A 16,572-nucleotide genomic window follows, 5' to 3' on the forward strand; every position below is an offset into this window, starting at 1 on the left:
AATGAGTACTGTTAAAAATATAAACCCAACAATCATTGTTATTTTTGGAGCCTCAGGTGATTTAGCTAAAAGAAAGCTTTTCCCTGCCTTTCAAAATCTATATCTCGATGGTCGTATGGATGAAAAATTTCAGATTATAGCACTGGGAAGAGCCGAAAAAACCAATGAGGAGTTTCGCAGTTATGTTTTGGAAAATTTAGAGAAATTTTCGAGAAAATCAGGGCTTTCCCTTGAAGATACTCAGAAATTCATTTCACATATTACCTATCTCAGACACGACATTGACAAAGAAGAATCCTATCAGGACTTAGATTCCAAGTTAAATGCCATCGATGAGTCTTTTGGTCTGCGTGCCAATCGTCTTTTTTACCTGTCTATAGCCCCTTCTTTCATTACCACTATCTCGAGTAATATCAAGAAAATAGGTCTTGCTGCGAATGCCAAACAAGATCGTATTATTATCGAAAAACCATTCGGATACGATAAGACTTCGGCGATTGAACTTAACGAGATGCTTTCCGAAACTTTCAAGGAAGAACAGATTTACCGTATTGATCATTATTTAGGGAAAGAAACCGTTCAAAATATCCTTGCTTTCCGTTTTGGAAATTCTATGTTTGAACCCTTATGGAGCCGCAATTTTATTGATTTTGTTCAAATTACTGTGGCAGAAGAAGTAGGAGTTGAAGATCGTGGCGGATTCTATGAAGGAGTCGGAGCCTTAAAGGACATGATCCAAAATCACCTGCTTCAAATTTTGTGTATGACTGCCATGGAAGCTCCCGCTTCTTTAGATGCAGATGATATCAGAAGTCGCAAAGCAGATGTGCTGCGTTCTATTCGTCGTATAAAACCAAATGAAGTCGATCATTATACGGTAAGAGGTCAATACGATGCAGGATTTATACAAGGAAATCCCGTTCCAGAATATCGTAAAGACAAAGGAGTCGCACCGGATTCTAATACAGAAACCTATGTGGCGATGAAAATTTACCTCGATAACTGGAGATGGCAAGGCGTTCCTTTTTACCTGCGTACCGGAAAAAGAATGCAGGAAAAACAGTCCTCGATCGTGATTCAGTTCAAACCGGTACCGCATTCCTCCTTTTCTTATGGCAATGAAGGAATGACGCCTAACCGATTGATCATAAACATTCAGCCCTCTATGGATATCAAGCTGCAGTTTATGACTAAAAAACCGGGACTTTCGCTTTCTTTGAGACCTGCAGAAATGGTTTTTGATTATTTTCAATGTTCTACAATGTCACCGGAAGCTTATGAAACCCTGCTTGCAGATGCTTTAGCAGGAGATCCTACCCTGTTTATGCGTTGGGATCAGGTAGAACAGGCTTGGGATGCAATCGACACCATTCAGGAATTCTGGAAGAACAATGCCCCTGCCAATTTCCCGAATTACAAAGCCGGAAGCTGGGGACCTGAAGCCGCAGACGAATTACTTGCACGTCAGGGACATGCCTGGGTTTCTAACACAACAACTACCGTAAAAGAAGAAATTTAAAATGATACAGATTTTTAACACCATAGAAGAGATTAATACTAAAGCAGCAACTCTTTTCGTAGTGTCAGCACAAAAAGCCATACAGGAAAAAGGAAAATTTACCGCCGTACTTACCGGTGGTTCTTCACCTGCCGGTCTTTATAAACTCTTGGCTTCTCCCGATTACAAATCAAAAATTGATTGGAGCAAAGTTTATATTTTTTGGGGTGATGAGCGTTGGGTACCACTTGATGATGACCGCAGTAATGCAAAAATGTCTTTTGATACGCTTTTGAGCCACGTTCCAATTCCGCAAGAAAATATATTTCCGATGTACAAAGAGGGTGTTTCACCAGAAGCGTATGCGGTTACTTATGAGCAATCCGTAAAAGATATTACTGGTCCGGACGGAAAATTAGATCTTATTTTACTTGGGCTTGGTGATGACGGGCACACCGCCTCTCTTTTCCCGGGCGAAGCTGTTTTGCATGAACAAACAAAATGGGTAGATGCTTACCGTTTAGAATCTCAAAACATGCACCGTATTACGTTGACCGCTCCTCTGATTAACAAAGCAGAGCAGATTATCGTAGTGGCTTTTGGAGGAAAGAAAGCTCCGGCATTAAAAGAAGTGTTACATGGCGATTATAACCCCACTACTTATCCGATGCAACTAATAAAACCTGTTACAGGAGAATTATTGTTTTTGGTAGACAAAAGTGCTGCAGGGACAACTAATTAAATACTAGACAAATCCTAACCGATTTGGCTAAAAAAAAATACTACTTAAACAGTTACGAGATTTTCTTGTAACTGTTTTTTTTGTTTTTAAAGCATCCTAAATTAAATGCCTTTTTCGCTACTGAAAAAAATATATTGACCCAAAATTTTCCGGTTGTTCTAATGTAAACCTCTAATAGCATAGGTATTGAATTTATTATATCAATTATAATTTTTAATCATACATCTATACAACCAACTATTTCTGTTACACTGCTCTTTAATATTTTTGAAAAAAAATGAAGGTATTGCTATTTCGCCCTCATTCTTTATCAACCTGCTTTATTATACTTTTTGCATGTTCCGAATTATTTCAGTAAAAAAAATAATGAATTGATTTCTATAATTTCAATGTTTATCAGCCCTAACCGATTGGATTATGATTATCGTATTTATAAACCGTATTTAAGTTTGGCAAGTTGATACAAATTGGGGTTTTTCACACTTTCTTAATCAAAAATTAAACCTATGAAACAGTACTACAAATTAATCTTTTTATTACTATTTCCTTTACTGGCAGTAGCTCAACCAGCTCATGGTAAAAAAGTAATAGGCTACTATGCACAATGGTCTATTTATGCACGGGATTTTAATATTCCAAAAATAGACGGCAGTAAATTAACCCATTTAAACTATTCCTTTTATGGGACAACCTACGATCCCGCCCATCCCGAAAATACCAAATTAAGATGTTTAGACTCCTATGCTGATTTTGAACATATGGAAGGCGGAATACCATGGGACGCTCCGGTAAAAGGGAACTTTTATGACTTAATGAAGTTAAAACAAAAGTATCCGCATTTAAAGGTTTTAATTTCGATTGGAGGCTGGACCAAAGGTCAGGATTTATCACCAATAGCCGCAAACCCTATAGCAAGAAATGCTTTAGTAGCAGATATGGCACAGTTTATCTCCAATTATCCCTTTATTGACGGGTTTGACATTGATTGGGAATATCCTGTAAAAGGAGGAACAGACGGAACGGAAATGCTTAATGATGCTCCGGTTCCTGCACAAAATCACAATCCGGATGATAACAAAAATTTTGTCTACCTATTAAAAGAAATGCGTCGTGTAATGCCTAATAAACTAATCTCGATCGCCGCCGGGAATAATGTGAAAAATGTTTCTCAGCAATATCTGGGGCCTAACAATAGAGCTCAATATGGAATGACAGAAGACCTTTCGACTTACTGCGATTATATCACTTATTTTGGATATGATTTTGGTGGAAACTGGTATGATAAAACGTGCTATAATGCTCCTTTATATGCCAGTGAAAACACAAACGATCCTTTATACGGCGCAACACAATCTGAATCATTAGACGAGTTAACGAATCAATTTCTAAACGTTGTGGGTATTCCATCCAATAAATTAATCATGGGATTGCCTTACTATGGAAAGTTGTTTAACAATGTTGCCAATAATGGAACAGATCCAAATCATCCGGGTCTATTTGTTTCAGCTCCACAAGATATCATTTCAGGATGCACCAATCATCAACCTCCATTAGGAACCTGGGATTCAGGTAAACCCTGTGAAAATTCGGGAAGTATTGAAATCTGTGATTTAGTAGGAAACCAAACTACAAATCCACATCCTTATTTAGATCCAACTACCATGCTGGTAACATCCACCGCCGCTGCTGCCGGTTGGGTAAGGTACTTTGACAACACTACTAAAGTTCCTTATCTATACAACGACCGTACACACCAGTTTATCAGTTATGAAGACAAACAATCTATAGACTTTAAAGTACAATATCTTAAATCACGAAATCTGGCCGGAGGAATGATTTGGGAACTTTCTCAGGATACCAGAGGCGTAGTTCCAAATGCATTACTAAACCAGATAGATACTTCGTTTGAGGCTATCTTACCCGGAACAGTAAGTATTAGTGGTGCTGTAAAAAACGGAACTGCTTTGATCGTCAATGCTACAGTTGAATTAAGAGATTCAAACAATGCAATTCTGCAGACTACAGTTAGTACTACTGGTAATTTTACTTTCCATAATTTAGCCTCCGGAAAAAATTACAGCCTTATCGCTGTTCATCCGGCGTATACATTTACAGCTACAAATTTTACAAATGTGACGACGGATCAAACCGCAGTAGTACTTCAAGGAACAGCACGCCCTACTTACACCGTTAGCGGAACTGTTAAAAATGGAACTACTGCAGTTTCAGGAATGGTAGTTTCTGCAACTTCCGGAACTATGACTCTGAACGCTACATCAGATGCTACGGGCAATTACACCGTTGCCAATTTGGTCGCAGGATTAGATTACGCTGTAACAGCCGCTAAAACAGGGATGACTTATACTCCGGCTAATACCGTTTATGCTGCAATTGACGCCAACAAAACATTAGACTTTACCCAAGATGCCATTATAAACAAAATTAGTGGTACAGTTAAAAAGGGTTCAACTCCGGTTTCAGGAGCAAAACTAGAATTAACCTTACCCTGGACCGACTCCAGTCATGCTTATAAAACCATAATTGCAACTACAGATGCACAAGGGGCGTACAGTTTTAATAATGATGATTTAGCAGGTTATTCAAAAGTACAAACCTTAAAACTGAATACTTGGGATAATAATGGAATTGACTATTTCCCAACTGATTTGGCAAACTTTGAGATTCCAACGGTATCAAAAGTTTATAATTTCAATTCAAGCGCTGTCACACCACAAATTGCGATTACAAGTCCAACAGCAACAACAGTAGCAGTTACACCAGGAACGGTTGTTCAACTCAAAGCCAATGCTGATTTGACTTTTGCAGATCCGTCCGTGACTATTTCTTCTGTAGTATTTAACATCAATGGACAAACGATTACAGGAACACTTTCAACAGCAACCGAATATGTAGCCAATTGGACACCAACTTTAGCCGATTTTAATAAAAATTACACCTTAAAAGCAACGGTAACAGCGTCAAATACAATCACTGCAGAAGACAGTAAAACGTTTTATTTACAATGTTCCGGTGTCAATTGTCCAAATATAGTACCCGAAATCACCTGGATTGATCCGGCATCAACTACTATCAATCAGGCTTCGGGATTTAAGACTGTATCGGTCAGTGTTACTATTACAGATAAAGATGGTACAGTTGCCAGTGCTTCTATTAGTATTGATGGGGTTTCTTATACGATGACAAAGGGCGCGGGAAGTACTTACAATTACACTTTCACTCCAACTGCCTTCAAAACATATGCAATAGTTGTAAAAGCCAAGGATAACTCCGGAGGCGAAAACACCTTAAACCAATCGATTAATATCGTTAATTCTGCATTTAATCTTCTCCCGGCGAAGGTAATTGTTGGTTATGCCCACGGATGGGAAAACTCAAGTGCACCGTTTTTATACTTCAATCAAATGGGGGATAAAAAATTTAATGTAGTCATTTACTCCTTCATTGAAACTAAAAACAGAGACGGCTATACACCAGTCCTTGTGGTAAACGAGCCAAGATATTTTACAAATGGTATTTTTGATCCTCAGTTATTAAAAAACGATATCAAGTTCTTAAGAGATAAAGAAATTCCGGTTCTTGTATCCATAGGAGGGCAAAATGGTCATGTAGTGTTAGAAACAGTCGCTCAAAAAGACATTTTTGTAAGCGGCATAAAAACGATTGTTGATCAATATCATTTTGACGGTCTTGATATTGATTTTGAAGGATCATCAATGAATTTCGAAGCAGGAGCACTTAAAGATTTCTCCTATTCATCGATTTCCACTTATCCAAAATTAAAAAATGTCGTAGATGCTTTTAAAGAATTAAAAACAAATTATGGGAGCGGATTCATTCTGACAGCTGCTCCCGAAGCCTACTACGTTCAGGCAGGTTATAATACCTATGGAAACGGAGTTGGTTCTTTCTTACCCGTAATTCATAATCTACGCAACGAGCTGGATCTTTTGATGGTGCAATTATACAATACAGGATCAATAGTAGCGCTGGACAACCTTGCCTATGAACAAGGAAAACCCGATTTCTTAGTATCCATGTCAGAAATGTTAATGAAAGGATTTAATGTAAGCACTACAGGCTTTTATTTCCCTCCATTACCCGCATCCAAAGTGGTCATAGCGATTCCGGCTTGTACCGGAGCAGCTCAGGCTGCAAGTTATATAACACCGCAAAAAGGAATTGAAGCTTTTAATTATTTAAGAAGCGGAATCAATTATACAGGACGAAATTACACACTTAAAGGTGGTCCTTATCCTGATATGAGAGGAGTAATGACCTGGTCGATTAACTGGGATGCAGGCTGCGGAACCGGATATGAATTTTCAAATGCGTATGCTACTTATTTTGCAACACAGTTATCTCTTGACAAAATTGAAGCAAAAAACAATACAGTGGTTTATTTCAAAAACAATGCTCTACTAGTTAAAAGCGAGACGGAAGATATTGCTCAGGTCGACGTGTTTAATACATTGGGACAATCTTTAGCCAGTTACAAAAACAGGACGAACAATAACGAAATACTGCTTCAAAACTATAGTTTTTCGACGAAACAATTGTTTATCGTTGTAGTAACAAACAAAGCAGGAAACAAAAAATCTTTCAAAGTAGCAAACTTCTTAAACTAAGAATTTTGCAACAAAATGTTAAAGCAATAAAAGCTAAGTCATTTTAGTTTTATTTTTTTTTTGCAAAATACTCTGGAATTATGAGCCATCTTTAGTTTGTATTAATCCGAAGTAGAGTGTTTTGAACCTGGCAATTTTATTGTCAGGTTTTTTTGTCTCTACTTTTTAAATTTGACTTCTTTGGAGAAAATGCAAAACCCTTGTACTCCATTGTATCCTTTTGCAAAATCATACGGTTATAGTTAACTTTACAGAGAAATCTACCCCCATGTGATGCTAACAAACAAAAACAAACATATTCCGCTTCTCGGTTTAGAAGAGTTTAGAAAAGACCGACTCCATTCTAAAGAGCCGCTTTTGTTTAATGAACTGCATGGCGAAAGACATATTCACAAACCACATCAACACGATTTTTTTATCATCATTCTTTTTGATCAGGCAAAAGGGAATCATACTATTGATTTTAAAGAGTATAAAATTAGCAACCGACAAATTCATCTTTTATTCCCCGGACAGGTTCATACCTGGAATATCGAACCGGAAACAACAGGCTATCAATTGATGATTGATCGTCATTTTTTTGAACGTTTTTCTGCCAGTTTCAGATTTTCATTCGTCGAGTATCACAATCATCCTGTTATTGAGCTGGAACCGGATTCCTTTAAACTGCTTCATTATGAATTTGATGCGATTAAAAATGAGTTAGCTGCTGAAGACTCCCTCTCAGAATTAATCAGTTCCCGTACGGCCGTCATCGCTTCTATTATAAGTAAATCTGCCGCTACAATTTTTACCGATCTGAACAACTATGAGGCTGAGCCACGCATCGTAAAATTTCAACAGTTGATTGATGTCTCTTTTAAAGAACAAAAACTAGTGTCCTTTTATGCGGCAAAACTTCACATTTCGGCCAATTATCTCAATATCCTTTGCAAGAAATATCTAAAGATTTCAGCAACACAACTCATACAGCAAAGAACGGTACTGGAAGCCAAACGTCTTCTTAAAACCACCACCGTGTCTGTTAAAGAAATTGCCTTTGAATTGGGATTTATTGACCATGCTTATTTTTCCAATTTCTTTAAAACCCAAACCGGAACAACACCTACTGATTTTCGGGATTTGTTATAAATTTTACAAGCCTTGGAATAAATCCTTCACATTCGGATTCTTTATGACGGTTATATTTGTAGAAACTATAACTACTATGAAAAATTCCGGAATATCCCGCAAAGACTTTTTAAGAAACTCCGCATTAAGTGTTGCCGGACTGGCCATTGGCTCCGGATTTCTAAATTCGGCAGCGGCCTCTTCCCTGAAAACCGATTCTGATATAAAAATAGCAGCAGGTAAATCGTACACCTTAAAAAATGTTAGATTAGAAACAGGCTTTGAATATAAAGAAGAAGAAATTGTACACACCAAAACAGCACTCTTTTGCGTAGAAATCAGTGATGGCAAAATCAAGTCTATTTCGCCAAATAAACCCAACTCAGAGGCCATAGATGCCAAAGGTTTTTTAATGCTTCCGGCTTTTCGTGATATGCACATTCACTTGGATAAAACTTTATACGGCGATTCCTGGGAAGCAGTAAAAAAGAGAAATGGTGGTGTAAAAGGCATGATAACATTAGAGCAGCAAATTATGCCTGATTTGCTAAAAAATTCAACCTATAAAGCTGAAAAACTAATCGAACTGTTACAATCACACGGAACCTCGTTTGCCCGCAGCCATGTAAACATTGAGCCTACTTCTAAGCTACAATCCTTAACAAACCTACAGATCGCTTTAGAAAATAAAAAGAATGGTTTTGGAGCAGAACTGGTAGCTTTTCCACAACACGGTGTTTTTTATACCGATACGGTTCCTTATCTAAAAGAAGCTGCAAAAATGGACATTGATTTTATTGGAGGAGTCGATCCTTACACGATTGACGGTGCCATTGAAAAAACAATGGATTTTACCATACAACTGGCTCTCGACCATAACAAAGGAATTGATATCCATTTGCATGAATCTGGCGAATCGGGACTAAAAACCGTTGAATATCTAATAGACAAAGTCAACGAAAATACCAGTCTGAAAGGAAAAACTTTCGTAAGTCATTGTTTTATTCTTGGAAAACTGGACAAACCCAAACAGGAAGAAATGGCACAAAAACTGGCCGCAGCTCAGATAGGCATTGTTTCTACTGTTCCTTTCGGTACTCTTGTGATGCCTATTCCAACTTTACTGAAACATGGCGTAAAAGTAATGACCGGAAACGACAGTATTATCGATCATTGGAATACTTTTGGAACCGGAAGTGTGTTGCAAAAAGCCAATCTTGCAGCACAATTGTACGGACAAGTTACAGAATTCGGCTTATCCAGAATGTTAAAACTCGCTACCGCAGGTCCGTTACCATTAGATGATAAAGGAATTCAACAATGGCCAAAAGCGGGTGATACTGCAGATGTAGTATTGATTGAGGCCAGCTGCTCTGCTGAGGCTGTATCGAGAATGTCTCCGGTGCGCTCTCTTATTCATAATGGAAATATTGTATATTAAATATTGTCTATTAAATATGCCTTTTTTCAATAGCTGTTGGTTATGGCTTTAGACCAACCTTATTAAGTTCAAAGATTATCAAAAAAAGTCTCACGCAGATTTTAGCAGAATGAAATAAAAAAATCCGCCAAATCTGCCAAATCTGCGTGAAAAAATCTCTTAATTTAATGATATTAGGTTTTAACCAAAACTTTGCCTTGAGATTTTTGGCTAAAGCCTATTACTCTGGCAACAAACGACCATTGGTTAAAACCAACGGCAATTCAAATTCTTAGTGATTATTCACAGCACCAACTAACACATACATACCTGATTATAAAACAACAACACCTCTATAACCTGCAAAGTCAAGGGAGTTTAAAGAAATTACAAGTCTACTTAAATAAAAATAACCCGTAGTACATTTGGGTAATTCTGTTGTTTAAAAAAAACATCAAATGCATATTTTTTTAATTGCCGTTGGTTTTAACCAACGGATTTAAAAGCCCTTGATTATGGCTTTAGCCCAACCTTATTAAGTTCAAAGATTGTCAAAAAAAGTCTCATCTAGATTTAAGCAGAATGAAATAAAAATAACGCGTAGTACATTTGGGCAATTTTATTGTTTAAAAAAACATCAAATACCTATTTTTTTAATTGCCGTTGGTTTTAACCAACGGATTTAAAAAGCCCTTGATGATGGCTTTAGCCCAACCTCATTAAGTTCAAAGATTGTCAAAAAAAATCTCACTCAGATTTAAACACAATGAAATAAAAAAAATCCGTAGAATCCGCAGAATCTGCCAAATCCACGTGCAAAAAATCTACCCTTAAATTTTCCAGCTAAAACATATTACTTAAAAAAACAACTTATTTCACAGGCAGATTTTTCTCAAATGCAGAACCAAACGAAATAAAAGAATCCGTTCCCCCTACTCCTTCGATTTGATGAATCTGTTCATATAAAATTTTGCGAAGCTCTTCATTATTCGCAGCAACAATTTTTATAAACAAAGCATATTTTCCCGAAACCCAGTGGCATTCTACTACTTCAGGGATTTTCTCCAATTGTTCAGAAATCGAATAAGCAAAACGCGCTTCTTTGGTTGCAATTCCTGTGTAGGTTATCGTTTCAAAACCAATTCCCTTAGCATCTAACTTAACAGAAAACCCTTTAATTATTCCAGATTCCTGCATTTTTCGAACGCGCAAATGCACTAATGAATTAGAAATATTTAAATCTTTTGCTATTTCAGAAAAAGGGATTCTACCATTTTCATCCAGCTTTCGTAAAATTTCCTGATCTAAATAGTCAGTGTTTTCGTTGTGTTTTATGATTGACATAGCTACAAATGATTTACTTGATTCTATTATTTTGACAACTTTAAGATTAAAACTGTTTTTATAAGTGTCAAATCTACAAAAAAAAACAGCTAATCCATTTATTTATAAATAATCGTACAGTAATAATAATAACATAACAGTTATATATATAGATTTGTGTAATAATAACATTTAAAATTTTTTACAGATGGACAAGACGCAATTACTGTCAAAATTATGGGAACAATACGCTGAAATTACCCCATCAGCAAAAAAAATTCATGACTTATTAGAACAAAAAGGAGAAGAGATAAAAAACGATCATATTGCGATCCGCACATTCAATGATAATAGAATAAATATTGCCGTATTAGAAAGGCTTTTTGTAAACCTTGGTTACGAAGCTAAAGGAGAATACCATTTTGAGTCTAAAAAATTGTTCGCTAAACATTACGAACATGCTACGGATCAAAATGCTCCAAGAATTTTCATTTCTGAATTGGAACTGGAAAAATGTTCATCTGAATTGCAGCAGACAGTAAAAAGCATTTTAGACAGTTGCGATCAAAAGCTATTTGACCATCCGGAATTAGTATTGAGCGGAACCGTTTGGAACGCCAATTCACACGCCACTTACCAATCCCTATTGGCCGAATCTGAATATGCGGCTTGGATGTATGTTTACGGATTCCGCGCGAACCATTTTACAATAAATACTAACGCCTTGAAAGGCTTTGCTACTTTACAGAATCTAAATGCTTTCTTAGAAGATAACGGATGGAAATTAAATGCCTCAGGAGGAAAAATTAAAGGTACACCGGAGCAATTATTAGAACAATCCAGCACCTTGGCAGATTTACACGTCGTTAATTTTGAGGAAGGCGCTTTAGAAATCCCTTCTTGTTATTACGAATTCGCGCTTCGTTATCCAATGGCCAACGGTGAACTGTACCAAGGATTTATTGCTTCTTCTGCTGACAAGATATTTGAAAGTACAGACGTACAATTACAACACAATAAATAGTAATACGCTTTAAAAGAAGATTTATTCCAAATCTCTTTCTTTTAAAGTATAAAAGCACATACAAAACATGACATCAATAACATCGCAATTTGGAATGAATGAGGCTCTGGTAAAACTGGGCATCAAAACGATAAATGAAGGAACATCGACAGGTTTGCAAAACTTTTCATCAGGAGGCATTTTAGAAAGTTATTCTCCGGTAGACGGAAAATTAATTGCTTCCGTAAAAATGTCAACACCTGAGGACTATGAAAGAGTACTGCAAGCTGCAACAGAAGCTTTCAAAACATTTCGATTAATTCCGGCTCCACAACGCGGCGAGATTGTGCGTCAGTTTGGAGAAAAATTGCGTGAGAATAAAGAGGCTCTTGGCAAATTGGTTTCTTATGAGATGGGTAAGTCACTTCAAGAAGGTTATGGTGAAGTACAGGAAATGATCGACATCTGTGATTTTGCAGTGGGATTATCACGTCAGCTTCACGGATTGACAATGCACTCTGAAAGACCGGGACACCGCATGTACGAACAATACCATTCCTTAGGAGTTGTGGGAATTATTTCAGCATTTAACTTTCCGGTTGCCGTTTGGGCTTGGAATACAGCTCTGGCCTGGATCTCCGGTGATGTTTGCGTTTGGAAACCTTCTGAGAAAACACCTATCTGCGGTATCGCTTGTCAAAACATCATGGCTCAGGTTATTAAAGAAAATAATTTACCGGAAGGAATTTCCTGTTTGATCAACGGTGATTATAAAATTGGAGAATTACTAACTGCTGATACCCGTATTCCTCTAATTTCTGCTACAGGTTCTACTCGAATGGGAAAAATCGTAGCGCAAACCGTTGCCGGACGTTTGGGCAAATCACTACTGGAATTAGGAGGAAACAACGCTATAATTGTAACTCCCGATGCTGATATCAAAATGACTGTTATAGGTGCCGTTTTTGGTGCAGTTGGTACAGCGGGACAACGTTGTACATCAACCAGAAGATTGATCATTCACGAAAGTATTTACGATAAAGTAAAAGATGCACTAGTTGCTGCCTACAAACAACTACGCATTGGAAATCCGCTTAACGAAAACAATCATGTTGGCCCACTAATTGACACACATGCTGTTGAAATGTACACTCAGGCTTTGCAAAAAGTAGTAGCCGAAGGTGGAAACATTCTTATAGAAGGCGGTGTACTTTCAGGAGAAGGTTACGAAAGTGGTTGTTATGTAAAACCTGCTATTGCCGAAGCTCAAAATTCCTTTGAAATTGTACAACACGAAACCTTTGCGCCGGTTTTATACCTCGTAAAGTATTCCGGAGAAGTAGAAAACGCCATTGACCTTCAAAACGGAGTGGCTCAAGGATTGTCTTCAGCGATTATGACTAATAATTTGCGTGAGGCCGAAAGATTTTTATCTGTAACAGGTTCTGACTGCGGCATTGCCAATGTAAATATCGGAACATCGGGGGCTGAAATTGGTGGTGCTTTTGGCGGAGAAAAAGAAACCGGTGGCGGTCGCGAATCAGGATCTGATGCCTGGAAAATTTATATGAGGCGCCAAACCAATACCATCAACTATACGACCAGCCTTCCACTGGCCCAAGGAATTAAATTCGACCTATAAATCATCAAAAAAAACAATTAACCAAAACCACTATCAAATGAAAAAACCAATTTTATTAAGTAAGGAAATAAGCTATATTGTCTTATTTCTATGCTTGTGGCTGCCAGCTATCGGTTTTGCACAAGCAAATCAGGCGCAAAAAAGCGTTTCAGGAAAAATAATTGACAATAAAGGTTTTACCCTTCCGGGAGTGAATATAACCTTAGATGCGACCAATGTGAGCGCAAATAGTGATGAAAACGGAAAATTTACATTACTTATTCCATCCGATATCAAAAACCCGACTTTAACCTTTACTTATATTGGGTTTACCAGTCAGTCAATAGCAGTCAATAACAGCAAAGAACTAAACGTTGTACTGCTCGAAGAAAACAATAAACTGGACGAAGTAGTCGTGATCGGGTACGGTTCTATCAAAAAAGGAAACGTTACCGGAGCTATTTCTTCCGTAAAAAAAGAAAGCATCGAAACCAGAGCTACCAATAATGCTGCTGAGGCCTTACAAGGTTTAGTAGCAGGGGTGAATGTTCAAAAAAGTGGAGGAACCGCCGGAGCAACTGTAAAAGTTAAAATTCGTGGAATCAATACTTTCGGAAGCACCGAACCTTTATACATTATTGATGGTTTTCAGGGAGATATTGCCTCTGTAAATCCAACCAATATTGAATCAATGGAAGTTCTAAAAGATGGAGCTGCAGCTGCAATTTATGGATCTGTTGCTGCCAATGGTGTCATTATCGTGACTACCAAAGCAGGTCAAAAAGAAGGAATTAAAGTTGATTTCACTTCTTTTGTGAAAGGCACATCAACCGCAAAAACATTAGATTTATTAGACGCACAAGGCTATCAGACCGTTCACAGAAGAATGTACGATGAATACAATAAATATGCTAATACACCAGTAACTTTACCAGCTTATATTACCAAACCGGGACAATACAATACAGACTGGCAAGATCAAGTTTTCCGTTCCGGGTTAGCGCAGAACTATGGGATAGGTGTTCAGGGACGTCAGGGTGTGGTTAAATTTGCACTTTATGGGAACTATTCAACAGAAAAAGGAATTGTAATTGACAATAATTTTGGACAACGCAATGCAAGTGCCAGAGTGAGTTTCAAAAAATCAATTTTTGATGTTGATACAAAATTATCTTACCTTACTACTAATAATGAGCAACCCAACTTTCAATTAAAAGAAGTTTACGCGATCTCGCCATTAGTACCCGTATTAGATCCAAATGAAACTTATGGTTACGGTTTAACCAACAAAGACGGTTTACCTTTTAATACCAACCCGGTAGCAGATGAGCATTTTAGAAGCGGAGCTGTAAAATCACAGGATTTAACGGCTAATATCTCGATAACAGCCAATCTGGCTCCTTGGTTAAAATTTAAAACGGCTTACTCTTATCATGAAATAAACACCCAGCTTGAGGCACACAATCCGCCTTTTATTGCCAACACACAAGCACCGGAAAAATATACCGTACACAGAGAAAGAAGAGCTTTTTGGGATGAGCAAATTTTTGAAAACACATTGACTGTAGCCAAAACATTCGGAGCTCATTCTATTGATTTTCTTTTGGGAGCAACCATCAACCCGTCATCTTCTAACTGGAATGACATTACGGTAGAAGGAAAAACAATAGATCACACGGTAGAAAACGGACAACTTGTTTCTGTTGAACGCCCTTCAGGATTCTTAGATCCGGGATTCGAAACCATCGGAGCCGGAAAAGGCGGAACGTATTCTGCAGACGGATCTAAATACCAATACAACAGACTTTCTTATTACAGCCGTTTGAATTACTCGTATAAAGACCGTTATTTAGCACAGGCCACTTTACGTTATGATGGTTCGTCAAAATTTGGAAAGGACAGCCGTTGGGGAGCTTTCCCGTCTGTGGCTTTGGGTTGGAAAATTGATAAAGAAAGTTTCTTTCCGGAAGATTTCTTTGTTTCAAAATTAAAATTACGTGCCAGCTGGGGACAATTGGGTAATGAAGCTGCATTAGGTTACTACGCATCAAGCTCTTTAATTACTTCAGGAAATTATTTAAACTCAGGTTATGTACAAGGAACCGGAGGTAACCCATGGCCGGGAAGTATCGCTACAACATTAGAAAACAGAAAATTAAAATGGGAGACTACCGACTCTAAAAACATCGGTATTGATTATACCCTTAAAAACGGAAAAATTAGCGGTTCGATCAATTTCTATCGCAACGTTACCAACGATTTGTTGATTACAAAAAGATTAGCGCCATCAGCAGGTATCGATGATCCAATTCTAAACGTAGGTAAAGTAAGCAACAGCGGATTTGAATTCGAAATAAATTATAGCGAACAAAGTAATGCCTTCAAATACAATGTAGGTTTCAATTTTTCAACGTTACGCAACAATGTTGAATCTCTTGCCAATGCCGATCAGGCGATTTATGGAGAAGGTCTAAAATTTAATGACGAGCACTTCCCTACTCAGGCACGTGTGGGTACTCCGATCAGCGCCTTTTACTTGTACCGCACTAATGGAATTTTTCAATCTCAGGACGAGGTAAACAGCTATACCAATAATGGTACTTTAATTCAACCCAATGCCAAACCGGGAGATATTAGGTTTAAAGATTTAAACAATGACGGTATAATTAATGAAAAAGACAAAGAATATACCGGTACAGGTTTACCAAAAGTAGAGGCTAACTTAACTTTGGGAGCCAGTTACAAAGGCTTTGATTTTAGTACTTTAATCGGAAGCGGCTGGGGTAATAAATTGTACAACGGAAACCGTTATTTTTACGAATCTATGAGTTCAGGAACCAATATGCTGGCTTCTACTCTTAACTCCTGGACACCCGAAAACCGCAGCAATACGCCACGTGCCGTTCTTGGAGATCCTAATGGAAACAGCAGAGAGTCAGATCGTTTTCTGGAAAGTGGAAATTTCGTTCGCATGCGTCAGTTACAAATCGGATATTCTTTACCGCAGGAATTGTTAGAAGCAGCCAAAATAGATAAATTAAGATTCTACATCAGTGCTGAAAATTTATTTACCATCACCAAGTATTCCGGTACAGACCCTGAATTCTCCAGACGTGAGCTATTGGATACCGGAGTAGATCGTTTTGTGTATCCGTTTACGAGATCATTTATTTTGGGTGTACAGTACGTATTTTAAGAAATTTATAAAG

9 protein-coding genes are annotated in these 16,572 nt (G+C 37.6%); 8 read left to right on the plus strand and 1 reads right to left on the minus strand.

What is annotated here, in order from left to right:
- The first annotated feature begins 1 nt into the window (after position 1).
- From zwf to ACHRV3_RS02390, 5 genes are all read left to right on the plus strand, one after another.
- Positions 2–1,519: a glucose-6-phosphate dehydrogenase gene (gene zwf, locus ACHRV3_RS02370; RefSeq protein WP_047778836.1), complete on the plus strand. Its 1,518-nt coding sequence runs from the start codon at positions 2–4 to the stop codon at positions 1,517–1,519.
- A gap of 1 nt (position 1,520) precedes the next feature.
- A complete protein-coding gene (gene pgl / locus ACHRV3_RS02375) occupies positions 1,521–2,240 on the plus strand; it encodes a 6-phosphogluconolactonase (RefSeq protein ID WP_395434408.1) in 720 nt (239 codons plus the stop codon).
- A gap of 506 nt (positions 2,241–2,746) precedes the next feature.
- On the plus strand, positions 2,747–6,886 hold the full coding sequence (locus ACHRV3_RS02380; RefSeq protein WP_395434409.1) for a glycosyl hydrolase family 18 protein: 4,140 nt from the start codon (positions 2,747–2,749) through the stop codon (positions 6,884–6,886).
- Between the two features lie 273 nt (positions 6,887–7,159).
- Positions 7,160–8,017: a helix-turn-helix domain-containing protein gene (locus ACHRV3_RS02385; RefSeq protein ID WP_395434411.1), complete on the plus strand. Its 858-nt coding sequence runs from the start codon at positions 7,160–7,162 to the stop codon at positions 8,015–8,017.
- A gap of 76 nt (positions 8,018–8,093) precedes the next feature.
- A complete protein-coding gene (locus ACHRV3_RS02390) occupies positions 8,094–9,437 on the plus strand; it encodes an amidohydrolase (RefSeq protein WP_395434412.1) in 1,344 nt (447 codons plus the stop codon).
- Between the two features lie 849 nt (positions 9,438–10,286).
- On the opposite strand, the gene ACHRV3_RS02395 is transcribed toward ACHRV3_RS02390, so the two are convergent.
- Positions 10,287–10,760, minus strand: coding sequence for an Lrp/AsnC family transcriptional regulator (locus ACHRV3_RS02395; RefSeq protein ID WP_047778841.1), 474 nt, complete (start codon positions 10,758–10,760; stop codon positions 10,287–10,289).
- Positions 10,761–10,947: 187 nt separating this feature from the next.
- Between ACHRV3_RS02395 and ACHRV3_RS02400 the strand changes: the two genes are divergently transcribed.
- The 3 genes from ACHRV3_RS02400 to ACHRV3_RS02410 all read left to right on the plus strand — a co-directional run bounded on the left by ACHRV3_RS02400 (position 10,948) and on the right by ACHRV3_RS02410 (position 16,559).
- Entirely contained in the window at positions 10,948–11,763 is an 816-nt protein-coding gene (locus ACHRV3_RS02400; RefSeq protein WP_395434414.1) for a DUF1338 domain-containing protein, read from the plus strand.
- Positions 11,764–11,830: 67 nt separating this feature from the next.
- Positions 11,831–13,384 carry an aldehyde dehydrogenase family protein gene (locus tag ACHRV3_RS02405; protein ID WP_395434415.1) on the plus strand — a complete coding sequence of 518 codons (1,554 nt, stop codon included), beginning with the start codon at positions 11,831–11,833 and terminating at the stop codon, positions 13,382–13,384.
- Between the two features lie 37 nt (positions 13,385–13,421).
- Positions 13,422–16,559: a SusC/RagA family TonB-linked outer membrane protein gene (locus ACHRV3_RS02410; RefSeq protein WP_395434416.1), complete on the plus strand. Its 3,138-nt coding sequence runs from the start codon at positions 13,422–13,424 to the stop codon at positions 16,557–16,559.
- The last annotated feature ends 13 nt before the right edge of the window (positions 16,560–16,572 follow it).

Origin of the sequence: Flavobacterium sp. FlaQc-49 (assembly GCF_044005985.1) — a bacterium.
GTDB classification, from domain to species: Bacteria; Bacteroidota; Bacteroidia; order Flavobacteriales; family Flavobacteriaceae; genus Flavobacterium; species Flavobacterium cupriresistens.